21 protein-coding genes are annotated in these 23,811 nt (G+C 60.1%); all 21 read left to right on the top strand.

All coding sequences use genetic code 11. From position 1 onward, the window contains the following. Positions 1-111: 111 nt before the first annotated feature. Positions 112-1,383, top strand: coding sequence for an MFS transporter (locus tag H9X80_RS07950; protein ID WP_204793807.1), 1,272 nt, complete (start codon positions 112-114; stop codon positions 1,381-1,383). Between the two features lie 299 nt (positions 1,384-1,682). Further along, positions 1,683-5,513 (top strand): DNA polymerase III subunit alpha, encoded by a 3,831-nt coding sequence (gene dnaE / locus H9X80_RS07955; RefSeq protein ID WP_204793808.1) that lies wholly within the window; start codon positions 1,683-1,685, stop codon positions 5,511-5,513. A 103-nt stretch (positions 5,514-5,616) separates the two neighbouring features. Beyond that, positions 5,617-6,237 carry a recombinase family protein gene (locus tag H9X80_RS07960; protein ID WP_204793809.1) on the top strand — a complete coding sequence of 207 codons (621 nt, stop codon included), beginning with the start codon at positions 5,617-5,619 and terminating at the stop codon, positions 6,235-6,237. Between the two features lie 241 nt (positions 6,238-6,478). Next, the gene (locus H9X80_RS07965; protein WP_204793810.1) at positions 6,479-7,111 is read left to right on the top strand and encodes a transcription termination/antitermination NusG family protein; all 633 of its coding nucleotides are present in this window, start codon (positions 6,479-6,481) and stop codon (positions 7,109-7,111) included. A gap of 346 nt (positions 7,112-7,457) precedes the next feature. Beyond that, on the top strand, positions 7,458-8,018 hold the full coding sequence (loaP, locus tag H9X80_RS07970; protein ID WP_204793811.1) for an antiterminator LoaP: 561 nt from the start codon (positions 7,458-7,460) through the stop codon (positions 8,016-8,018). After that, the gene (locus H9X80_RS07975; protein WP_204793812.1) at positions 8,015-8,758 is read left to right on the top strand and encodes a sugar transferase; all 744 of its coding nucleotides are present in this window, start codon (positions 8,015-8,017) and stop codon (positions 8,756-8,758) included. The genes loaP and H9X80_RS07975 overlap by 4 nt, the downstream gene beginning before the upstream one ends. A 4-nt stretch (positions 8,759-8,762) precedes the next feature. Continuing rightward, positions 8,763-9,881, top strand: coding sequence for a glycosyltransferase family 4 protein (locus H9X80_RS07980; protein ID WP_204793813.1), 1,119 nt, complete (start codon positions 8,763-8,765; stop codon positions 9,879-9,881). Further along, complete coding sequence (locus H9X80_RS07985; RefSeq protein ID WP_204793814.1) at positions 9,878-11,158, top strand: glycosyltransferase; 1,281 nt, start codon at positions 9,878-9,880, stop codon at positions 11,156-11,158. The genes H9X80_RS07980 and H9X80_RS07985 overlap by 4 nt, the downstream gene beginning before the upstream one ends. Next, positions 11,151-12,170 (top strand): capsular polysaccharide synthesis protein, encoded by a 1,020-nt coding sequence (locus tag H9X80_RS07990; protein WP_204793815.1) that lies wholly within the window; start codon positions 11,151-11,153, stop codon positions 12,168-12,170. Before H9X80_RS07985 ends, H9X80_RS07990 begins: the two co-directional genes overlap by 8 nt. Then, the gene (locus tag H9X80_RS07995) at positions 12,163-13,275 is read left to right on the top strand and encodes a glycosyltransferase family 2 protein (RefSeq protein ID WP_204793816.1); all 1,113 of its coding nucleotides are present in this window, start codon (positions 12,163-12,165) and stop codon (positions 13,273-13,275) included. The genes H9X80_RS07990 and H9X80_RS07995 overlap by 8 nt, the downstream gene beginning before the upstream one ends. Positions 13,276-13,279: 4 nt before the next feature. Then, positions 13,280-14,332: a glycosyltransferase family 2 protein gene (locus H9X80_RS08000; protein ID WP_204793817.1), complete on the top strand. Its 1,053-nt coding sequence runs from the start codon at positions 13,280-13,282 to the stop codon at positions 14,330-14,332. A 75-nt stretch (positions 14,333-14,407) separates the two neighbouring features. Continuing rightward, positions 14,408-15,853 (top strand): hypothetical protein, encoded by a 1,446-nt coding sequence (locus H9X80_RS08005; RefSeq protein ID WP_204793818.1) that lies wholly within the window; start codon positions 14,408-14,410, stop codon positions 15,851-15,853. A 98-nt stretch (positions 15,854-15,951) separates the two neighbouring features. After that, positions 15,952-17,397: an oligosaccharide flippase family protein gene (locus H9X80_RS08010; RefSeq protein ID WP_204793819.1), complete on the top strand. Its 1,446-nt coding sequence runs from the start codon at positions 15,952-15,954 to the stop codon at positions 17,395-17,397. After that, positions 17,397-18,416: a glycosyltransferase family 4 protein gene (locus H9X80_RS08015; RefSeq protein ID WP_204793820.1), complete on the top strand. Its 1,020-nt coding sequence runs from the start codon at positions 17,397-17,399 to the stop codon at positions 18,414-18,416. Before H9X80_RS08010 ends, H9X80_RS08015 begins: the two co-directional genes overlap by 1 nt. A 623-nt stretch (positions 18,417-19,039) precedes the next feature. After that, positions 19,040-19,612 carry a VanZ family protein gene (locus H9X80_RS08020; protein WP_204793821.1) on the top strand — a complete coding sequence of 191 codons (573 nt, stop codon included), beginning with the start codon at positions 19,040-19,042 and terminating at the stop codon, positions 19,610-19,612. 92 nt (positions 19,613-19,704) lie between these two features. Beyond that, a complete protein-coding gene (locus tag H9X80_RS09425; RefSeq protein ID WP_428832975.1) occupies positions 19,705-20,115 on the top strand; it encodes a Panacea domain-containing protein in 411 nt (136 codons plus the stop codon). Between the two features lie 20 nt (positions 20,116-20,135). Beyond that, positions 20,136-20,519: a RelA/SpoT domain-containing protein gene (locus tag H9X80_RS09390; protein WP_204793823.1), complete on the top strand. Its 384-nt coding sequence runs from the start codon at positions 20,136-20,138 to the stop codon at positions 20,517-20,519. 38 nt (positions 20,520-20,557) lie between these two features. Further along, on the top strand, positions 20,558-20,944 hold the full coding sequence (locus H9X80_RS08035; protein ID WP_204793824.1) for a DUF5655 domain-containing protein: 387 nt from the start codon (positions 20,558-20,560) through the stop codon (positions 20,942-20,944). Between the two features lie 173 nt (positions 20,945-21,117). Further along, a complete protein-coding gene (locus tag H9X80_RS08040; RefSeq protein WP_204793825.1) occupies positions 21,118-21,660 on the top strand; it encodes a Panacea domain-containing protein in 543 nt (180 codons plus the stop codon). Between the two features lie 25 nt (positions 21,661-21,685). Continuing rightward, positions 21,686-22,216: a GNAT family N-acetyltransferase gene (locus tag H9X80_RS08045; RefSeq protein WP_204793826.1), complete on the top strand. Its 531-nt coding sequence runs from the start codon at positions 21,686-21,688 to the stop codon at positions 22,214-22,216. 296 nt (positions 22,217-22,512) lie between these two features. After that, positions 22,513-23,271 carry a glucose 1-dehydrogenase gene (locus H9X80_RS08050; protein ID WP_204793827.1) on the top strand — a complete coding sequence of 253 codons (759 nt, stop codon included), beginning with the start codon at positions 22,513-22,515 and terminating at the stop codon, positions 23,269-23,271. Positions 23,272-23,811 lie beyond the last annotated feature (540 nt).

Here is a 23,811-nt window from a genome sequence, read left to right on the forward strand (position 1 = left end):
TGTGCCGGGGCCCCTCGCCCCGGCGGCCCACCCCGCGCCGGGGCCCACGTCTGCCGCCGTACTACAATGGTTCAGATTTGCGTATCTGCTCCGTGTACGAAAGGCGGCCACATGGACCTCACTCCCGCGCAGAGGCGCGTCGTCTACACCCTCGGCTTCTGCGGCCTGGTCTCGGCGGCCGACAACTGGTTCGTCTCGCCGGCGCTGCCGGCCATCGCCAACGCCTTTGGGGTCGTGGCGTCGGCCACGGCCATCGTGCTTACGGCCTACCTGGTGCCGTATGGCCTGCTCCAGCCGGTCTGCGGGACCCTCGGCGACCGCTTCGGCCGCCTGCGCGTGCTCCACGTGATCGTGGCCGGGCTCGCGGTGGGGACGTTCCTCTGCGCGGTGGCGCCGACGCTCGAGCTGCTCATCGCCGCGCGCGTGGTGACGGGCTGCTTTGCGGCGGGCATCATTGCGGTCTCGCAGGCCTTCGTCGGCGACGTGGTGGGGCCCGAGCGCCGCGGCGCCGCGGTGGGCGTGCTCATGGGCATCACCTTCACCGGGCAGGGCCTCTCCTCGGGCCTCGGCGGCATCATCTGCGACCTCATGAGCTGGCGGGCGGCCTTTGCCTGCTTCGGCGTGCTGGCCGTCATCGCGTTCGTCCTGCTCTGGCGCCTCAGCGAGCCAGAACCCTCCGCCGGCGAGAAGAACGAGGGGGCCGTGGCCGCCGCCGTTGCCGCAACGTCCTCCTCGACCGCCGTTGCCGCCACGGCCTCGGACGCCCCGGCCGCGCAGCCCAACTTCTTCGTCCGCGCCGCTCGCGTCTTCCTTGGCAGCCACCGTGCGATCTTCCTCGTGGCCTGCACCACCGGCATCGTGTTCCTGGGCGTCTACGGCTTCATGGGGACGTTCCTCTCCGAGCGCTGCGGGCTCACGTCCACGCAGGCCGGGCTCATCATGATGCTCTACGGCGTCCTGTGCCTGGTGGGCGGCGCGGTCTCCGGGCGGATCGGCGCCGCGCGCGGGCCGCGCGCCGTCATCTACGTGGGGGAGGCCTCGGGGCTCGTTGCCATCGCGGCGCTTGTGGCGGTGACGCTGACGGGTGCCTGGCAGCCGGCGCTCCTGGCCGCGGCGGCACTGGGGTTTGGCTACATCCTCGTGCAGCCGACGCTCGTCTCGCTCTCCATGGACGCCGACCCCGCGCAGACGGGGCTCTGCACCGGGCTCATCGGCCTGGGGGTCTTCGCGGGCGGCGGCGTGGGCTCCGCCGTGGGCGGCCAGCTGCTTGGTGCGGCCGGCTACCTGGGGCTCTGGGCGGGCGCCGCCGTGCTGCTGGCGTGCCAGCTCGTGATTGGCGGGCGGGCCCTCGCGGCCCTGGCGCGCCGCGCCGCGCGCTCCTGACGGACGGGCTCGGGACGGGCCCGGCCGGGGCCTACGGGGCGCTCGGCCCCGGCCGCGTGCCGGCGCCCGCCCGCGCGCCCTGGCTCCGCCGTCCTGGCCGCGTACCGCGCCCGCCTGCCGCCCTCGTCCGCCCCGCCCCACGGAGGACCCGTGGATTTTCTCGCCCCTCTGACCTGTACGTCTGTCAAAGCACCAGCTCGCGGGGCCCGCGCGCCCCGCAATTCCGTCCGGGCCATCGGCTATCCTAGGGAGCAGAAACCTTCCGCAAGCCTTCCACCAGACAGACGGGGAGCCACCACATGGCATTCGTCCACCTGCACAACCACTCGGACTTCTCGATCCTTGACGCCGCCACGCGCGTGTCTGACATGGTCAAGCGCGCCGTGGACCTGGAGATGCCGGCCCTGGCCCTCACGGACCACGGCTACATGTTCGGCATCCCCGACTTCGATCTGGAGTGCCGCAAGTACAACGACGCGCAGAAGGACATGCACCAGTGGAAGCACGACCTCGAGTGCTTCCAGAAGGGCTGGGAGCTCGAGGAGCCGGAGCCAGACCCCGCAGACGCCAAGCTGCACGACCGCGTCCACGCCCAGTGGGAGCGCGACGTCGCCACCTGGAACGAGACCCACGACCTCGACGCCGTCCGCGCAAACCGCCCGAGCCTGCTCATCAAGCCGATCTTTGGCTGCGAGGCCTACTTCATCACGGACGACTGCATCGAGAAGGGCACCCGCCAGCATCGCTACCACCTGATCCTTCTGGCCAAGAACGAGACCGGCTACGTCAACCTCATGAAGATGATGAGCGAGGCGGCCTCCGGCGAGATGTTCTACTACTACCCACGCACCACCCTGGACATGCTGCGCCGCTACCACGAGGGCATCATCTGCACCTCGGCGTGCGTCTCGGGCATCATCCCGCGCATGTACTTCCAGGGCCGTCCGGACGAGGCGCGTCGCTGGGCGCTCACCTACAAGGAGATTTTCGGCGAGGACTTCTACCTGGAGGTCCAGGACCACGGCCTGGCGGACCCCAACTGGGGCGGCTTCACGGACCGCACGCTCTCCGAGCAGATCCTGCGCCTGGGTCACGAGCTCGGCATCAAGGTCATCGCCACCAACGACAACCACTACCTCACGCGCGAGGACGCCCCCACCCAGGACGTGCTCTCCTGCATCGGCACGGCCTCCAAGCTCGATGACACCAACCGCAAGCGCATGACGGGCACCGAGTTCTACATTAAGAGCGAGGCCGAGATGCGCGAGCTCTTCTCGTGGGCACCCGAGGTCATCGACAACACGCTCGAGGTGGCCGACAAGTGCTCCTTCGAGCTGGACTGGTCGCACATGTACCTGCCCAAGTTCCCTGACCTGGACCCGGGCGAGACCTCGGAGGAGCGCTTCCGCAAGGAGTGCGAGACGGGACTCGCGCGTCGCTACGGGCCGGACTGGCGCACCAAGGAGGTCGGCGGCGAGAAGGTCCTCGACCGCTTTGAGTACGAGTACAAGGTCATCTGCGAGAAGGGCTTCGCGGACTACTTCCTCATCGTGCAGGAGTACGTGCGCTGGGCCAAGAAAAACGGCATCGGTGTGGGACCCGGCCGAGGGTCTGCCGCCGGCGCCATCGTGGCCTACGCGATGGACATCACCACCTTCGACCCGCTCGAGAACGGCCTGATGTTCGAGCGCTTCCTCTCGCCGCAGCGCACCGAGATGCCCGATATCGACATGGACTTCGACGACGAGCGGCGCCTCGAGGTCGTGGAGCACGTGCGCCAGCTCTACGGTCCCGAGCGCGTCTGCCACGTCATCACCTACTCCACGATTAAGGCCAAGCAGGCCATCAACGACGCCGCGCGCGTGCTGGGGTTCCCCGTCTGGCAGGGCCAGAAGCTCTCCAAGATGCTTGCCAACGATCCCAAGCTCACGCTCGACCACGCCCTCCACAAGTCCGAGAAGGCGCCGGACCAGTACTCGCCGGACTTCGAGGAGGCCTACAACAAGGACCCCGAGGCCCGAAGCATCATCGACGCGGCGCTCTCCATCGAGGGCCTGCACCGCGGCGAGGGCGTCCACGCCTGCGCCGTCCTCATTGCCCCCACGCCGGTCAACGACCACGTGCCCACCAAGATCGACACCAAGGGCGGCGTGGAGATCACCCAGTACGAGGGCCACTCGGTGGCGGACATGGGCCTGCTCAAGATGGACTTCCTGGGCCTGCGCACGCTGACCGTCATCTCCAAGGCGCTCGCCAACATCAAGGCCAACTACGGGATCGACATCAACGTCGACGAGATTCCCTTTGACGACCCGGAGATCTACAAGCTCATGCGCGAGGGCCGCACCGCGGGCGTCTTCCAGATCGAGTCCGCGGGCATGACCTCCACGATCAAGAACATGCGCCCCACCGAGTACAAGCAGGTGGTGGCTCTTATCGCGCTCTACCGCCCGGGCCCCCTGGGCGCCGGCATGGTCACGAGCTACATCAACCGCATGAACGGGCGCGAGGAGGCCGTCTCCTACGACCCGCGCCTCGACGACATCCTGGGCGAGACCTACGGCACGATGGTCTACCAGGAGCAGGTCATGAAGATCTCGATGAAGATGAGCGGCTTCTCGGCCGGCGAGTCCGACTCCCGCATCAGGAAGCCCGTGGCCAAGAAGAAGATCAAGCTCCTCACCTCCACCGTCTTCCACTGGGACGACGGCAAGGACGAGACCACCTACGACCACTGGATGAACGGCGCGGTCAAGAACGGCTACACCAAGGAGATCGCCCAGAAGATCTGGGACGACGTCCTGGAGTTCGCGTCCTACGCGTTCAACAAGAGCCACTCGGCGGGCTACGCCATCCTCGTCATGCAGACGGCCTGGCTCAAGGCCCACTACCCCAAGGAGTACATGGCCTCGGTCCTCACGTCCTACATGGGCAAGACCGACAAGATCGTCCACTACGTCACGGCCTACCGCCACGAGGGCGTGGCCATCCTGCCGCCGGACATCAACGAGAGCGGCCGCGACTTCACCGCCACGGCTGACGGCGTGCGCTTCGGCTTCGCCGGCATCCGCGGCGTGGGCGAGGGCGTGGGCGAGGCCATCATGGAAGAGCGCGAGAAGAACGGCCCCTTCAAGACCCTCCACGACTTCGTGGACCGCATGGACTCCGGCCAGGCCAACCGCCGCGTGGTGGAGGCGCTCATCTGCTCGGGCGCCTTCGACTCCACGGGCTACACCCGCATGCAGCTCATGCGCTTCGTCGACAAGAACAACCCGGAGAACATCATCGACGCGGCAGCCAGGCGCAACAAGGAGCGCGCGGCCGGCCAGTTCTCCATGTTCGACCTCTTCGGCGACGTGGAGGGCTCCGGCTTCGAGAACACCGTCCCCGAGCCGGACGGCGTGGAGTGGGACCGCTCCGAGAAGCTGCGCCGCGAGCACGAGGTGCTCGGCCTCTACGTCTCCGACCACCCGCTGCGCCCGTACGAGTACGCCCTTGCCAAGAACCGCGACTACACGATCTCCGACATCGAGGTCTCCGAGGAGTACACCGACCCCACGGGCGGCGTCCACGAGCGCTTCAAGGTGCCCGAGGGCAAGGTGATCCGCCTGGCCGGCATGGTCAACGCGCTCCAAAAGAAGACCACCAAGAACGGCGACCCCATGGCCATCGTCACGCTGGAGGACATGGAGGGCGAGGTCACGCTCGTTGTGTTCCCGAAGCTCTACAAGAAGTGCGCGGCGGCCCTGGCCGGGCAGGTGGACGAGGAGACCGGCGAGTCCTCCGGCGACGTCTTCATCAAGGTGGAGGGCAAGCTCGAGCGCGGCGACCGCGGCAACCAGATCATCTGCATGAGCGTGGAGCCGCTGGTCCTGGACGAGAAGGCCAACCGCCCCAAGGTCATGGAGGTCAACATCCCGGCGTCGCTGCTCACGCGCCCCTACATGGACAGCATGGGCCAGATTCTCGGGCGCTACCCGGGCCTCGACCACGTGGAGCTGCGCGTGGAGGCCACCTCCGGCGACGTCATGCGCATGGAGCTGCCCTGCCGGATCGACGCGCACAACATGGTGCTGCTGGCGGAGATGATCGACCTCGTGGGCCGGCAGGGGGACGTCAAGGTGGCATAGCCCCCGCAGCGGCGCCCCCCTCCCGCAATAGCCCGAAAGCCCGCGGGACCGCAGGCCCACCGACTACCCTTTTCGCAGGTACAGGCTACGAGAAGGGGGCGCGATGGACGGCGTCACGTACGGGTACGCGAGGGTCTCGACGCACGAGCAGAACCTTGACAGGCAGCTGGCGGCGCTCGCGGAGTTTGGGGTGGAGCCCGGCCACGTCTACATGGACCATGCGAGCGGCAAGGACTTCGACCGGCCCGCGTGGCGTCGTCTCATGCGGCGCCTGCGCGAGGGCGACGTCCTGGTGGTGAAGAGCATAGACCGGCTGGGCCGCGACTACGAGCAGATCATCGAGACCTGGCGGCGGCTGACGCGCGAGCGCGGGACGGCCGTCGTCGTCCTGGACATGCCGCTGCTTGACACGCGCACCGAGCGCAACGGGATCACCGGCGTCCTGATCTCAGACATCGTTCTGCAGCTGCTCTCCTACGTGGCGCAGGTGGAGCGGGAGAACATCCGCCAGCGCCAGGCGGAGGGGATCGCTGCGGCGAAGGCGCGCGGCGTGCGGTTTGGCCGGCCGCGGAAGTGCCGCCCGGAGTGCTACGCGGCGGTCCGGCAGAGCTATCTCACCGGTGACGTCACGCGCGCGGAGGCCGCGGCGAGGATGGGGGTATCCCTGAGCACGCTGGACAAGTGGTTCAAGGAGGACGCCCGCACCGAGGCGGCCCCAACGTGAGGCGTAACTCGTAACGGACGGCTGACGTACGCGTAAAGGTACACGTTTTCAGTGCCTTCAAAGCGCGGTTAATTATACCGTCCCCTCCCACTTATTGTTGTATAGAGTCCGTTGATTCTTGTTAATGACGGCGTTAACCGAGTTGGTTTTCTCCGGTGGCCCGCCCTGGCCCCCGCTGCCTGAAAACGTGTAGCTTTGCACGCCCCACTGCTTCCGGGCGTGGGGTCGGAAGGGCAGGACGATGGACGGGCTGGCTGCGCAGGCGCGCATGACGGGGGTCACGGCACCCACGCCGACTGCGCAGGGCGTGCATCATGTGGCGCCCGGGCTCCCGCTTGGCCGTCGCTCCCCGCGTGGTCGCCTGCGCTGGTACCTGCTCAGCGTGCCCGCGGGCCGCGAGCGCTCCACGTGCGAGAAGCTGCTTCGCCTGGTTCCCGGGGACCTCCTCGAGGATGCCTTCGTCCCGGCCCGAGAGCGCTGGATGAAGCGCGCGGACGGCTGGCGCATAGAGACCGTGAACATGTACCCGGGCTACGCGTTCGCCTGCTCGCGGGACGCCGCCGGCCTGGCCAAGACGCTCTCGCATCTCACCGTCCCGGCCACGCTCGTAGGCACCACCGAGCGCTCGTGGATGCCGCTCGCGGATGAGGCGGCGCAGTGGTTCTCGCAGGTGATGGACGGCAGCCACGTGATTCGCGGCTCCATGGGGGAGATCGTGGACGGCACGCTTCACGTGTGGCGCGGGCCGCTCGTGAACCAGGAGGCGCGCGTCCGCAAGATCGACCGCTACCGTCGCAGCTGCATCGTGAGCGTCTGTGACACGGGCGGCGGGTTCACCGAGCGCGTGGCACTGGAGGTTCCCACGAAGAGCTAGGGGATGGGCCTGGCTCCCAGCAGCGCCACGTCAGCTTTCTGCACAGAGCCCGCTTGCCCACCGAATGCCAAACGGGTTCTGTGCAGGAAACTGCGTCATCGCAGAAGACTGCGTCCCATGGGCCGCGGGTCAGGGAGTCGCCTTCCTGACCTGTCGCGCGAGGGGCACATACCTCTTCTCACGGAGCAGCGCCACGTGCGTGCTTTCGAGGAGCCGAGGGAACGCATACACGCCGCAGGGGCCGGCCACGTGCCGGCAATGGCGAAGCCATAGGCCAGGCCGGCGAGGCCCCGGGCGTGACGTTCCCAGTTCCGTCGGATGCAGACACGAAGGGTGGTGATGCGCTGTGTGGTACGTGATTCAGGTCATGGGAGGCCGCGAGGAGGCCATGGCCGACCTCATTGGTCGGACGGTCTCAGGCGACGTCCTCAACGAGTGCTTCTATCCCCGCTATGAGACGGAGATCAAGCTGCGCGGCGTCTGGACGCGCTGCAACAAACCCCTCTTCCCGGGCTACCTCATCGCCGATACCGACGAGCCCCTTTCGTTGGAGTACCAGCTCGCAAGGATTCCCGAGCTCTCCCGTGTGCTCTCCATGGACGGAAGGCCCGTCCCGCTTGCCCCCGAGGAGGTGGAGCTCATCGGAGCCTTCACCAAGCCGGGGGAGCGCGTGGTTCCCATGAGCCATGCCGTGCAGGACGGCGAGAGGGTCGTGATAGTGGAGGGCCCGCTTCTGGGCCACGAGGGCCTGGTGCGTGACATCAACCGTCACAAGTCGACGGCGTACCTGGAGGTCAACCTCTGTGGGCGCAGGGTTGCGACTCGCGTGGGCCTCTCCGTGGTTGCCGCACCGGGCTCGGCTGAGTTCCGTGCGGCACGCATGCGTGCAAAGGTGGTGAACAAGTGAGCGAGAAGAACGTGGAGCTGACCGTCGGTGCCGGGGAGGCACCGGTCTCTGCGGGCGCGCCCACGGGCGGGGACGACGGGCGCCGCTTCTCGCAGCTGGAGCTCGAGCGCATCTCGTGCGGGCTCGACCGCAGGCCGCTCTACCGCCTCGTCAAGCGCGCGTTCGACGTGTGCTTCAGCCTTGCTGTGGTGGCGGTGCTGCTCGTGCCGTGCCTGGTGGTGGCGCTCGTGATCTGGCTGGACGACCCACACGGCTCCCCGCTCTTCTTCCAGGAGCGCGTGGGCCTGCGCGGGAGGCGGTTCCGCATGGTCAAGTTCCGCTCCATGCACGTGGACGCGGAGGAGCGCCTCCCGGAGCTCCTGGGCGCCAACGAGAAGGACGGGCCGGTCTTCAAGATCGCGGACGACCCGCGCATCACGAGGGTGGGCAGGTTCATCCGGAAGACGTCGCTCGACGAGCTCCCGCAGTTCCTGAACGTGCTCGTCGGGCAGATGTCGGTGGTTGGGCCGCGCCCGGCGCTGCCGCGCGAGGTGCGCCAGTACTCGCCCCACGACCAGCTGAGGCTCTCCGTGAAGCCGGGCATCACCTGCTACTGGCAGACGCGGCGCAACCGCGACTCCATCTCCTTCGACGAGTGGGTCGACCTCGACCTGCTCTACATCCTCAAGGCCGGTCTCTGGACCGACGTCAAGCTGATTATCCAGACCGTCGGCTGCGTGCTCACGTTCCAGGGGGAGTAGATCGTTGCGCATCGCGATGATCGGACACAAGCGCTACGGCTCGCGCGAGGGCGGCGTGGAGGTTGTGGTCACGGAGCTCGCCCGCCGCATGGCGGCGCTGGGGCACGAGGTCACCTGCTACGACCGTTCGGGCACCGACGTCAACGGCGAGCCGACGCCGACCGAGCCCTACGAGCGCGACGGCGTCCGCGTGGTGCCCGTCCGTACCGTCGACGCCAAGGGCATGGCGGCGCTCTCCTCGAGCTTCTTCGCCACGCTTGCGGCGAGCAAGGACCATCCTGACGTCATCCACTACCACGCCGAGGGCCCCTGCGTCCCGCTGCCGCTCGCCCGTCGCGCTGGCATCCGCACGGTCGCGACCATCCACGGGCTCGACTGGCAGCGCGCCAAGTGGGGCAGGCTGGCGAGCACATACATCAAGATGGGGGAGAGGAACGCCGCTCGTCGCGCCGACGAGGTCATCGTGCTCTCCCGCTCGGCCCAGAGCTATTTCAGAGAGGCTTATGGGCGCGAGACCCGCTTCATTCCCAACGGCATAGAGCCTAGGGAGCCGCGCCCAGCGCACGTCATCGCCGAGCGCTGGGGGCTTGCGAAGGGCTCCTACGTCCTCTTCCTCGGGCGCATCGTGCCCGAGAAGCGCCCCGAGCTCCTCATCAAGGCCTTCCGCGGCCTCGACACCGACAAGCGCTTGGTCATCGCCGGCGGGTCGTCGGACACCTCCGAGTACCTCGACGAGATCAAACAGCTCGCCGCTGACGATCCGCGAATCATCCTGACAGGTTTCGCCCAAGGGGAAGCCTTGGAGGAGCTCTACTCCAACGCTTTCTGCTACGTGCTGCCCTCCGACGTGGAGGGCATGCCGATGAGCCTCTTGGAGGCCATGGCGTACGGGCGCTGCTGCGTCACGAGCGACATCCCCGAATGCGCAGACGTGACCGCGGGAACGGGACTTACTTTTCCCAGGGGAGACGGAAGGAGGCTCGGGGAGGTGCTTGCATCGCTTATGGCCGATGTGCACGAGGTTGAGGCCATGGGCTACGACGCAAGGAAACGTGCGCGAGAGTCGTTCGGCTGGGACAGCGTAGTTCGCCGAACGCTCGAGCTCTACGGAGGAGACCAGTGAGAGTACTGCTCGTCAACAAGTTCCACTACCACAAAGGTGGGGCCGAGACGTACTACTTCGCGCTCGCGGAGGGGTTGCGCACCGCGGGTCACGAGGTCGCCTTCTTCTCAATGAAGCACCCGAGCAATCTGCCGTGCGCACAGGAGAAGTACTTCGTCACGCAGCGCGAGTACAACGGGGGCACCTCGCCGCTCAAGATGGTCGAGGACGGGGTGAGCCTCATCTACTCACGAGAGGCACGCGAGAAGTTCGACTCCCTGCTGCGGGACTTCCAGCCCGACATCATTCATATGAACAACGTGCACCGGCAGATCACGCTGTCCATCCTGGACGCGCCGTACCTGCGCGAGCACCGGGTTCCCGTCGTCTACACGGCACACGACTACATCCTGGTCTGCCCCGCGTACACGATGGTCGACGGCGAGGAAAAGGTCTGCGACCGGTGCCTCGGTGGGCGCTTCGGCAGCTGCCTCAGGCACCGCTGCGTCAAGTCGTCGCTCGCCAAGAGCGCGTTAGCTACCGCGGAGGCTGAGTTCCTCAAGCATCACCGGAGCTACGACAAGATCGACCTCATCATCGCCCCGAGCAGGTTCATGAAGGAGAAGCTCGAGGAGGGCGGGTTCGCCGGTCGCGTCGTATATCTCCAGAACTTTCTGACCGACTCGCAGGTGGCGATGGGCGAGAGGTGCTTCGACGCCGACAAGCTCTCCAAGCCGCCGTACTTCCTCTACTTCGGTAGGCTCACCGAGGTCAAGGGCGTGGTCACACTGGTGCGGGCGTTCGCCGAGGCGTGCAGGGGCGGCCTTCCCGCCGACTGGAGCCTCCGCATCGCGGGCGACGGGCCCGAGCGCGCACGAATCGAGCAGATCGTCGCGGACGAGGGCCTGCAGGATCGCGTTGAGCTCCTGGGGTACCTCACCGGCGAGCCCCTCCAGCGCCAGGTAGGCGGCGCGCGCTTCACCGTCATGCCTTCCGAGTGGCGCGAGAACATGCCCTATTCCGGCCTTGAGTCGCTCGCGGCGGGAACGCCCGTCATCGGCGCTCGTATTGGCGGCATTCCGGACATCGTCAGCGACGGCGAGACTGGTCTGCTTTTTGAGGCTGGCAACGTAGAGGGGCTGGCAGACTCGCTGCGTAAGGCCGGCAAGCAATTTGGCGATGCCCCCAGCTATTCACTTTTCCAGTGTTCTTGCTTGAAATACGTCCAGAAGTATTGCCGTCAGAGTTCATATGTCGGCAAGTTAGAAGGTTTATACGAAGGGCGAGCCAATGGCTAACGGTCATAACAGCATAAGGCGCCTTGTACACCGTACTGCCGAGGAGGTCAAGGCCTCAGCTGTTATCGGATCGCGGTGCGGCGTCGCTGAAGGCATCAATGCCTTTAGGGCAAAGTTAGATCTGCAGGTCATGAACAGAAACGGTTACAAGGAGCCACCGGCGGTTAAAAATCGCCTCATGCGGAAGCACGAGGCGGTCATGACGTATCTCGAGCAGCTGCTCGGCGATTACGCCAGGGCATATGACTACCGCGCGCCGCTGCCCGAGGTGCCGAGCAACCTGAGGAACAAGATCTGGATGTGCTGGTGGCAGGGGATCGATAACGCCCCGGAGATCGTGAAGGCATGCGTCTCTTCGGTGCAGAGACATTCTGCTGGCCGAGAGGTCATTATTATCACCAGCGACAACGTGAACGACTACGCCTCTATTCCAGAATGGTTTCTAGATAAAGTGAATTCGGGCGTAATATCACGTACGCATTTATCAGACCTCCTTAGATTCAGTTTGCTGGCTCAATATGGTGGAATCTGGTTAGACGCTACGTTTTACTGCTGTCGAGATCTCAGCTCGCCTGTATACAGCGCACCTGTCTTTTCGATAAAGCGACCAGACTATCTCCACGGGTCTATCGCGTCAGGGTACTTTGCAAATTACTCGCTTGGCTGTGACGATGCTCATAGAGGAGTCTTTGCGGCGTTTCGTGACTTCTTTCTCGAGTATTGGCGCAGGAACGACTACCTGATTGACTATCTACTCTCAGATTATCTGATAGTACTTGCCGGGCGTCATGACGAGAGGGCCAAGGACTCTATAGCAGCTATTGAACCAAACAACCCCATGTGCGATGAGCTCTTCAAGATACTCGGTGATACTTATGATGAGAAAAAATGGCACTGCCTGAGCGAAAGCACGGATTTATTCAAGCTTACGTGGAAACAAGAATTCCCCATCTCGGCGCTTGGCGGCGAGACCTTCTTCGCGGCTTTAATCAAGGGCGGATTAGATGGATAAAGTTAAGCGGCTATTCCGTAGTGCAATACATGCTCTTCCGGGGAAGAGTCTCCCTTTTCGACTGATAGAGCCGTTTCTCTCGAATTGTAAACCTGAGTACATCTCAGATTCTAGGAATATGCTAGAGGGAATATCGCCTAAGCCCCATGAGGAGGATCGACAGCCTTATTTCCGTTACCCAGTTGATGATGCTACGTTGCTTTCCTTTGTAGTTCCGGCGTACAACGTTGAGGAATATATCGAACAATGCATCGAGTCTCTCTTAGCACAACAGACAGAGTTTCCGTTTGAGGTGATTGTCGTAAACGATGGGTCTACTGACCTGACCGGCGATATTGTCTCTGAGATTGCATCTAGGGACAAGAGAGTTCACCTGATCGAACAGGAGAATCGAGGATTATCAGGCGCGCGTAACACAGGGATCGACAACAGTAGGGGACGATTCATTTCGTTTGTTGACTCGGATGATGCAGTTGACTCAGGCTTCATAGAAGCTTCCATGAGCGCGTTGCTTGATTCTGAATCAGATTATGTGAGTTGCGGCTATACAGACATCTCTGAAGATGGATCGAAGCTAAAGTCGCACTTCTCAAGGGAACGTATGGGAACTGTTTGGGGTAGGGCTTACTCTCGTTCTGTTTGGGCAGATATCCGTTTCCCAGAAGGTTACTTGTATGAAGACGCAACCTTGGCGTATCTCATCAAGTCGAGGTATCGAGAGACTAATGTCCATGACGCGTCCTATTTGTATCGCCACAGGGAAAATTCAATTAGTAGGACTGCAGCCCGCCCCAAGGCTGTCGACACCTACTGGATAGTCGAGAAGATGCTCGATGAGTGCAGGCGTGTCGATGTGCCTTTGCAGCTTGTTGCCGATGAAGTCCTCATTAACGCCTGTTTTACAGTGTTCGGTAGAATTCGACAATTCGAGCCTGATTGGCTTCTGCCGCTTTTCTCCTCGTTTGCTGATTTGTGGAATGGGACTAACGAGTTTAGAGCGTTTCGCCCAACCGACCCAGTCCTTGCATCTGTTTCGGATGTCCTTCGGACACATAATTTCAAGCATTGGAAGTTACTAGGTATCATGCATATGGTTGAGAGGTGATAAGATGCCTGTAGTTAGTGTAATTGTACCCATGTATAACGTCGAACGTTATATTGACCATTGTATAAATAGTCTCCTGAATCAGATTCATGTAGATATAGAGGTAATACTTGTTGATGATGGAAGCCCGGATCGATGCGGGGAGATTGCAGAGGGCTATGCCCGCATTGATTCTAGGGTTAAGATCGTCCATCAGCAAAACGGGGGTCTTGGCCCGGCAAGGAATAGCGGTATCGCCATTGCAACAGGTGATTATGTCGGTTTTGTCGATGGGGACGACTGGGTTCTGCCAGATATGTTTGATCGGCTATATAAGGTTGCCAGACGAACTAATGCCGATATAGTTTGCGGTGGTCACTGCACTTATACTGATGGAAAATGTAGCGAAACATTCCCTCATCCATATGCGAATTCCCTGCTAGAGGATCGAGCGGAAATTTTACAAGTTCGTAAGAATCTCTATGGACATAGCGTTGGAGATAAGAATACAAAATCATATCCAGTAAGTGCATGTACGAATATATACAAAAAATCGTTTATCGAATCAAACGCATTGAGATTCGAAAACTACCTTTCTGAAGACACGCTGTTTAATCTGGACGCGTATAAGCGTGCGAAAAGCATCGCATTTGTAGATTGCATCTCATACTGCTATCGAAAAGATAATCAATCTTCAATCACACAGACACTGTCCCCTTCATCCCTGCCGCGGTACGAAGATTTCATTGCGAGGCTATTTGACAAAGCATCAAAAGAGCCGAAATGTGATTATGATGATTGTACGATGAGGGTTCGTCGCGCTGCTGTAGAGTACTGTCGACTATATCTTGGCGCAATAGTCGACAGCACCCTAACAAGTCTCGAACGAAAAGAAGAGGTAATAAGACTCAGGAATTCTCAGTTGTTTAATGCGTATTCAAAAGAATTTCCATGGCGGTCGCTTCCTATTTATCAAAAACTTGTTCAGTTGATGTTGCTGACTAATCACTATCAATGCGCCTTGAGACTTGTAGGTCTTAGAAAAAGTATAAAGCAATTACTAAACAATCTGAAATAGGGTTGATGCGGGCAAGCTTTACGCCTTCTCACGAAGCACCAAGTCTCAAAAGAAGATAAAATGGGTGACTAAATAATGCTCCAAGAACGAATATTAAAATATATTTATCTAATATTGCCATTAGCATTTGTTGTCATACTAGTATCCTTTACTATTATTTTACATAATCCAATTATAGGATCATTGGTTTGCGTAGGTATTTCTTTTGTTCCCATATTGCTGTCTAACCCCAAAAGAACTCTATATTTTTTACTTGCATATTCCTTTATCGTGCGATTCTTAGTTGGTGATTTAGGATTACCAAGCGCTCTGAACTACGTATGTGACGTTCTTCTTGTCCTTGTATCATTTTTAATACTTACTCAGAAAAAACACGACTCAAACTCTTCGCCTGAATTCACTATTTTTGGTGTCATTGTCTTCGTCTTTTTTGCTGTTGCCACATTCTCCGCATTGTTAAATTGTGTTTCACCGCTTCTGTATCTCTGGGCAGTTAGAAATACATTTCGACTATTCATAATGATTTTTTGCTGCGTTCGGCTGCTTTCTCGGGAGGACATACTCAAGCTAACTAAAGCAGCCACTATCTTTTACTGGATTAACTTCTGCATCTGTTTATATCAGTACTTTGTAATAGGAACAGGCCAAGATAACACCAATGGCCTGTTCGGAACGCAATCAGGTGGAAATGGAATGATGAATGTGCTCATGTTTACCATATCCGCCATATATATTTTTGGATTTGTGCACAAGCGATATGGTCAAGCCAGCTTAATAATGATATTAACTAGCAATTGTATTTTGGCATCGCTAGCAGAGATTAAAATCTACTATGTTGAATTAGCAATTCTGGTAGTAGTCTCTATTATTATTAATAGAGTTTCAATTCGAAGTTTGTTTACGGCAGCTATTTTGTTGATAACAATTGCCGTTGGTGTACAAGTACTTATATATTTTAACCCAGGATTCAAAGACTTTTTTGTTCTTGACAATATGATTGCCAGCGCTTCTGAAGGTGGATATTCAAGTGAATATGATTTGAATCGACTTACGGCAGTGACAACGTTAAATTCAATGTTTATGGACAGCCCACTGCTGAGAGCTATCGGTTTAGGCTTCGGCTCTGGCCAGTTTTCTCAATATTTTCAATCTGACTTGTATGCGGTTTGGGGGGAGACTCTCAATTGGAATTGGTTCACCGATGCTGCCATCTTCTTGGAAACTGGCTGGATAGGGCTCTCTTTGTACATATCAGCAATAGTGTCGATTGGAGTATGCGCTTTCAGGCATCGTAACGATGCTCCAAAATTCAGATGGATATTGAATCTGAGCATTTGCCTTAGCGTATTTTGTGTATTTCTGATTATGTACAATGCCTCATTAACTACAGATCCCAGCTGCTACTTTATTGGGATTATCCTGGCGGTTCCATTTATATTCTCAATTAAGATTATTGACGATGCTCCCTTAAGCGAATCCGATGCCATTACGGAAAATGCTATGACGGGCTTGCGCTTCTAGGGTCCAATTTGATGAATAATGTTGGAGTGTCAAGAAGACAGTCAAGGGATTCTAAGCACTCTTATGTCGATTTCTTATATTTCGAAGGACGGAATGATTTGCTAACTAAGCTCAAAGAGAAGTACCTATCGCTTGGCGCACCAATACGCGCATCACTTTGGTTTACTATCTGCAGTTTCGTGCAGAAAGGGATTTCTTTTATTACCGTTCCCATCTTCACGCGCCTCATGTCCGCCGAGCAGTACGGCATGTACTCACTCTACCTTTCCTGGGACAGCGTGCTCATCATCTTCGCGACGCTCAACCTTAGCTACCAGGTGTTCAACAACGGTCTCGTGAGGTTCGAACGCGACCGCGACGGCTACACGACCTCGATGCTGGGCCTAAGCAACGTCTGTACCACCGTGCTTCTCGTTCTGTACCTCGTCTTCCGTGGCTGGGTAAATGCGGCTACAGGTCTCAGCACGCTGCTGTTTATGCTTATGTTCGCCCAGTACTACTTCAACCAAGCGCTGGCCCTCTGGACGGTGGAGGAACGGTTCTTCTACCGATACCGGGCCCTCACTGCCATCACGCTCGCGTCTGCGGTGGCCTCTTCGGCAATCGGGGTCGCCGCCGTTTTCCTTGCGGAGGACAAGGTCTTCGCCCGCATCGCCACACTCGCAGTCGTGAACGTCATCGTCGGTGCAGGGATTTATATACTACTTCTTAAGCGAAGCCACAGACTCGTTAATCTGAAGTACTGGCGCTATGTGCTTAAGCTCAACCTTCCGCTCATTCCGCATTACCTCTCGATGACGGCGCTCAGCTCGTCGGACCGCATCCTCATTAGCAGGATATGCGGTGCTGCGTATACGGCCTACTATAGCGTCTCCTATAACGTCGCGTCCGTACTGAACCTGCTGACGTCGAGCATCAACTCCTCCTTCATCCCCTGGTTCTACCAGAAGATGTCCAAGCGAAGCTACGCCGAGATATCCCGCGTCTCAACGATGCTCCTCGTCATTGTGGGTGCTTGCTCTCTGCTTCCGGCATTGTTCGGCCCCGAGATAGTGCTCGTGCTCGGCTCCGAGGCGTACATGGAGGGCGTGTGGGTGATGCCGGCGGTGTCGGTGGGGGTCTACTTCACGTTCCTGTACTCCCTGTTCTCGAACTTTGAGCTGTACCACGAGGAGAGCCGTCTCATCATGGTCGCGTCGCTCTCCGCGGCAGTGATCAACATCGCCCTCAACATCGTTCTCCTGCCTGTTTTCGGTTTCGTGGCAGCTGGCTACACGACCCTCATCTGCTACATTGCCCTCTCCATCTTCCACTACTTGGGCGCGCGGCGTGTAAGCAGGGCGAGAGGGGACGGCAGCCTTCCCTTTGACTTGCGTGCCATCGTCGTCGTCTCTGTAGCAATTGTCGTGCTTTCGATTGGGGTCACGTTCACGTACTTTAACACCGTCGTCCGGTACGTCACCTTGGTGTGCCTGCTTGCCGTCATGCTCCTGAAGCGTGGGGAGATTGCCGGGTCCATCAGGGGCATAAGGGGTGATAAATAATGAAAGTGTTCTTTGCCACGACAATCCAGGGGAACACTGGTCCCGCAAACGCCAACCGTGGGTTCTTCGAGTCCTGGCCGGAGGATGACGAAGTGAGGCGGGTCTCCGGACGCAGCAAAGCCTCGAAGGCATTCTCGGCGATCAGGGGTGCGCTCTGGTGCGACGTTGTCGTCTCGTTCGGCCCCGGGCCGCTTGACAATTTAATTTCCGCCGTCGTGGCGGCGAGAAGGGTCCCGCGCGTCGGCTTTTGCCACGGATACGCCCCGTTCGAGAACGAGATCAATCGAATGGGCAGGACCGACAGGGAGATGGGCGCGTACGTCGATTGGCTCGACGGCCTCGATGTAGTTGCGACCAACTCCGACCTCCAGAAGAGGTTCATCGAAACGCGGCAGCCTTCCCTCAAGGGAAAGATCGAGGTGACGCTGCTCGGCGTCAACCCCTTCCCGAGCAGGCGACGCAGTCATAGCAAAACAGGCAGAATCGTCGTCTCGGTCAGCGGCGGGACGCGGCCTATCAAGGGCAACGACGTCGTCGCCCGCGCGGTCGCTCTTATGAGGGAGAGGGGGCGCGACGCCGAGCTGCGCGTCTACGGCGACAGGTATGCCGAGAATTCCCATCTGGACCAACTGGTCAAAAGCTGTGGGTCCTACAGGGAACAGCTGCCCAAGGAGGAATTCCTGGCAGAGCTCGGGGAGACAGACGTGTTCGTGATGGATTCCAGACACGAGTCGTTCGGTCTCAGTGCTGTGGACGCCTTGTCGGCCGGTTGCTCGCTTCTGATCTCTTCGAACTGCGGAGTCAAGGAGATTCTTGGTGTCGAGGGCTGCGACCTCGTCTCCGACTGCGAGGATGCCGGCGAGGTCGCCGGCAAGATCTCCTATCTCGCTGAGCACCCGAATAACGAGCGCCTGTGCCGGAGCATCGATTTCGATGCCTGTAGCTGGGCCGCTGCCGCGGCGCGCCTGAGAGAGGCCTGCGCCCATGCGCTGAAGAAGAAGGTTGAATTCGGAAAATGAGATACTTCGTTGCGCTGGCTCTGCTTCTCCCGCAGAGCTCGGCGGGCTCTGATGCCGTTCGGTCCTCCCATCTGTCTGCCACGAGGTTGAGTGCGATTCCTTGTGCCTGTGGGGAGAGCGGCGCTGGTGCACGCAACACTTGGGTCGGTTTCTGCTGGATGCCCAAGAAGGGTAGGTATGCGTTGCCGTCCTCGGATGAAAATGGGATGCCCTCCTTGTGATAGGCTCCACGCAAACCAGGATCTGTGGCTTCGAGGCATATGACGACGGGCTTCCGCTCGAATTTCTGCACGGCTTGCATAAGGGCTCTTGAGGCGATTACCTTGGGTGGCTCTTTCGCTACAGCGGCGATGAAGCGGTGACCCTCGTCTTCTCCGAGGTGCGCATCATAGAGGTCGAACTTCTCGAGATGGGTACGTGGGATTATCTCCGTGACGCTAGCGAGGCTGTCCATTTGGACCTTCTCGCCAAATACTTCTATGCTAAGAGGTTACCCAGCTCCGGCATTCACGTGCCTTCTTTCAGCGTCAATTTCTCCTGCGTTTATCAGAGAGATAAAGTGAAAGTAAAGTGATGTCCCTACACAGAGTGCTAAGCGCGCCTATTGGGTACGGAGGTTGCGAGTGACGTCGAATGGTCCCAGGGTCGGGGACGGCCCCTCCCGTATCCGCTGGGTTGCGTGGGCGCTCTGTCTGGCGGGCGCCGTCGCCGCCTTCGCTGTCACGTTCGCGCTTACCGAGCAGACGCCGGAGCAGACGTCGGCGCTCTCCTCGTCCGTGGAGCGGGCGGTGGCACCCGTGGCGCCCGGTTCCCAGGGTGCGACTGCCGGCGGAGGAGGGGACGTCGCGAGCATCCTCCTCTCCGTCGCGAACGTGCGGCGATGGGCGCACGTCCCGGAGTTCTTCGCACAGGGGCTCTTCCTGTTCGGCGCGGCGGTGCTCTGGCCGGCCGCGCGCCGGCGGCTGCCTGGCCTGAGGGTTCGTCTCGCCGTCGCGCTTCTCGCCTGCGTCGCGTGCTCGCTCTTCGATCAAGCTCACAAGGCGTTCGTCCCGGGCAGGGAGTTCGACGTGCGCGACCTGCCGTTCGACGCGGCGGGGTACCTGCTGGCGCTGGCGGTTGTCGTTGTGACCGCGGGCGTCGTGCGAGTCTGGCGGCTGCGCCGCAGCGGCCGTGGGGTACACTACAGGAAAAACTGATTGCAGGCGTGAGATTGTAGGGGAAGGGTCGCATGGCGGACGTATTGGCTGTTGCTGAGTACATATTGGACAAGACAGGGTATGTCTCGACCATGAAGCTACAGAAGCTGGCTTTCTATAGCAATGCCCTGTCCCTTGTCAGGTATGGTGAGCCGCTCTTCCCGGAGCAGTTTCAAGCATGGGTCAATGGCCCGGTGTGTCGCGATCTGCTTAGGGTTCACAGGGGCAAGTTCATCATTGGGCCGGGTGAATTGGGGGTCTCGCCTGGCTACGATAGTCTTAATGCTCACGAACGAGCGTGCGTGGATGAGACGGTACGCGTGCTTGGGGGCTATGATGGCAACGGGCTGAGCGAGCTGACTCACGGGGAGCCTCCCTGGCGCGACGCGCGCGATGGTTGCGAAGACAGCGCTCGCTGTGAAGCCATCATATCGAATGAGGCAATTCGCTCGTTTTACTCCTCACGTGAGTGTGCCAACCCGCTGTTCTCTTCGGCACGATGACTGGCCTCACAAAAGGGCAGGTGAAGAGGGCCGGCAAGATCCTCGGCGACAAGGCTGTGGCTGGGCAACAGCTGAAGTGGACGCTTGGGATTGCTGACGAGTGGAGATCGGCCCATCGGGAGCCTCTTGAGGAGATGGAGAACCTTGCCAAAGCGGCCGTTCAGGTCGTCATGGGCAAGAACGGCGGGGGCGCTTTTGTGGCGAGCCGAATCAAGAGGCTCGAATCGATTATCGGGAAGCTTCGCCGGCCCAATCTGCGCATGAAGCTCAACGAGATGAGCGACATCGCCGGCTGTCGAGTGGTTGTTCCAACCGTTGACGACGTCAGGCGCATTGTGGCGCATCTTACCGAGCGAGCCTCTGTGAAAGAGAGGAATGGGATAAAGAACTATATTCAGCAGTAGCCCAGATTTTAGGCCTTACGTCGAGGGGTGCTGACTCAATGGGCGATGCCACGCATGACGTGCGGGTGTTCTTCGAGCGCCACCAGGGGGCGTACCCCCTGTTCGAGCTCCTCCGCCAGGAGCTGCTCGCGCGGTTCCCGCAGACTGAGATGCGGGTGCAGAAGTCCCAGATCTCCTTCTACAACCGTCACCTGTTCGCCTGCGTCTCCTTCCTGCGCGTGAGGAGGAAAGCGGAGCTGCCCGACGACTACTTCGTGCTGACGCTGGGGCTTGCGCGCCCCCTGGAGTCCGATCGCATAGCGGCGCGCGTGGAGCCCTACCCGGGACGCTGGACCACACACCTGGTCATCAGCAGCCCGGACGACATCGACGAGGAGCTGATGGGCTGGGTCGCGGAGGCGTACGAGTTCGCCCGGACGAAGTAGCGCGGTGCCTTGCTATTGGGAGCGCTCTGTACCGGTGCAGTCAAGCGAAGAGAGAGCACTTTTCGTAGCTGTTGTGTCCACCCAAGCTTATGTAAAAATAAAGAACATATGTTCGTTTATACTAGAACTCGACGTGCCGATGAGCTATCCTAGAAATGTGGAGAGGAGGTGCTATGGCTACGAGTGCAAAGGACGTTGCGGCCTATATTCTTGAGAAAAAAGGTTCCCTCACTGGGTACCAGCTTCAAAAAATACTGTATTACTGTCAGGCGTGGTGTCTGGCAGAGACGGGTGAGCCGCTCTTCGAAGATCCAATCGAAGCCTGGGAGCACGGGCCAGTTGTAGCAAGCGTCTCTCGCTTTCACCAACATTGCTACTGGGTCAACCGTCGGCATATCGAGGGCGCTGATGCCGAGAGGGTTCCACTGGCTGATCAGTGCCTTATTGACGCTGTGCTTGACGCATATGGGGACCTTTCGGGCGATCAGCTTGAGGAGCTTACGCATCGTGAAGACCCGTGGTCTCAAGCCTACAATGGGCGCACCTACTTCGGATCATCTGTCATATCAACTGATGCCATGAAGAGCTACTACTCTCGTCTGCTGGCTGCCAAACCTGCGGATAGGCTGTGCCATATCGTGCCAGTCTTTTCCGGCCCGGCAAGCATCTATGTCTCTGACGATGATTACGATTGGCTTGCACAGGATGATGACTAGCCCAGCCGAGGAAGAGCAGCTGCCAATGGCGCCGTGGGGCGTGCTCCGTGATTATCGGCATGTGCCGGCCGAGTGGTTTGACGACTTTTCTTGTGGCAATGTCCATCTTGACCGATGGATTCGCTCGCAAGCTATGAAGGATTGTCTTTGCGGGCTGTGCAGCTGCCATGTTTGTGTTGCCTCGGACCGCTCGGTCTCCGGATTCTTCACACTGTCTCCGACGGCCGTGCGTCCCGTTGACGTATCGAGCGGCATGCGCGGGGGAATTCGGCGACTGCCCATCCCGGCGTATCTGATCGGAAGGCTGGGTGTAAGGACGGTTCTTCAAGGTAATGGTCTTGGCTCGCGGTTGCTGATTGAAGCATTGCGAATCGTGCGTGATCTTGCACGTATGGGCGGTGGGAGGCTCGTCATCATTGACGCCAAGAGCGAAGAGCTTGCTCAGTGGTACGAGCACTTTGGTTTCACACGTCTTAAGGACAATCCGTTGAGGCTTGCCATGAAGATGAAAACGGTCGAGAGGTTGGTTGACGAGCAAACGGCACACGGTCTGTAGTGCGGCGGATGAGCGGATGTCAGGCCATTTCGTCATCAATCTCCCGATTGAGTTGGCACTGTCAGCTCAATCGTTCGCCTTGGCGCGAATCATATAGGTACGTCAACGCGCGGTCCTGGGGAGAGGTCTGTCGCTCCCCGCACGTGGACGCGGATTAAACGAAGAGGAGTCCTCAAGCCGCCCTTCGCCGAAAGACGTCGTCCCGCCTGCCGCGAGGTTCTTGTCGCCACGCCTGCCTGCGCAGTATGCAAGCAGAAAGCGGCGCGTACCCGGCGCGCACGGCGAAAGGACATGCCATGCAGCTTGAGAACAAGGTAGCGGTGGTCACCGGCGCATCGTCCGGCATGGGGCACGCCATTGTTGAGCTCTTCGCCTGCGAGGGGGCCAAGGTGGTTGCCGTCGCCCGGCGCAAGGAGCGCCTGGAGGAGCTGGCGGCGAGCCTGGCCGACGCGCCGGGCGAGGTGGCGCCCTATCCCGGCGACGTCTCGTCGCGCGAGGTCAACGAGGGCATGATCGAGTTCGCCCAGAAGACCTTCGGCGGCTTTGACATCCTCGTCAACAACGCGGGCATCATGGATGACATGTCGCCGGTCGGCGACGCCACGGACGAGAAGTACCAGCAGGTCATGGCCGTCAACGTCTACGGGCCGTTCGCCGCGATGCGCTCTGCGGCCAACGCGTTCAAGGCGTCCGGCACCAAGGGCTCCATCGTCAACGTGGCCTCGGTGGGCGGCATGCGCTCCTGCGCCGGTGCCATCTACTGCGCCTCCAAGGCCGCGCTCATCTCGCTCACAAAGAACACCGCCTACATGTACATGGCCGACGGCATCCGCGTGAACTGCATCGCGCCGGGCGGCATCGCCACCGAGATCGCCACCTCCATGGGCATGCCCAACCCGGCTGGCTATGGTCGTATCAAGCCCGTGCTGGACTGCGCGCCGGAGCCCGGCACCGCCGAGGAGATCGCCGCCGCTGCGCTCTTCCTCGCGAGCGACGCGGCGAGCTACGTCAACGGCGCGATACTGCCCGTCGACGGAGGCTGGATGGCTGGCTGATCGTCCGCTGCAATTGGAAAGTGGGGCTGCGTCCTGTCACTTCGACGTGGACGCAGCCCCTTTCGTTTGTCGTGCGGCTGTGGCGGGTGTCTGGCGGTTGCCTACCATCTGCTCGGTGTCCGCTCGACGCCTGTTAGGAATCGTTGCAAATTAGTGTCTGCGAGGTTCTTTGCGTTAAGAATCGCCGCATGTTATGCCCGCGCGGCTATAACGTGCGCCGAAACCTAACCGAGGGCCGTTGCGGGGCCGTAACGTGCCCTGAAACCTAACGCCAGGTTGCTGCAAGGCCGTAACGTGCGCCGAAACCTAACCGAGGGCCGTTGCAGGGCCGTAACGTGCCCTGAAACCTAACGCCAGGTTGCTGCAAGGCCGTAACGTGCCCCGAAACCTAACACTGCCCCGCTGCGAGATCGCAACGTGCCCGGAAACCTAACGCCGCCCCCGTCGCGCAACGGTAACGCGCCCGGAAACCTAACGCGCCAAACCCACCTGCCGCCTCGCCGCGGCCGCCCGCCCTGCCATCGCCCCCCACCCCCTTAC

This window comes from Olsenella profusa, assembly GCF_016900315.1.
GTDB classification, from domain to species: Bacteria; Actinomycetota; Coriobacteriia; order Coriobacteriales; family Atopobiaceae; genus Thermophilibacter; species Thermophilibacter profusus_A.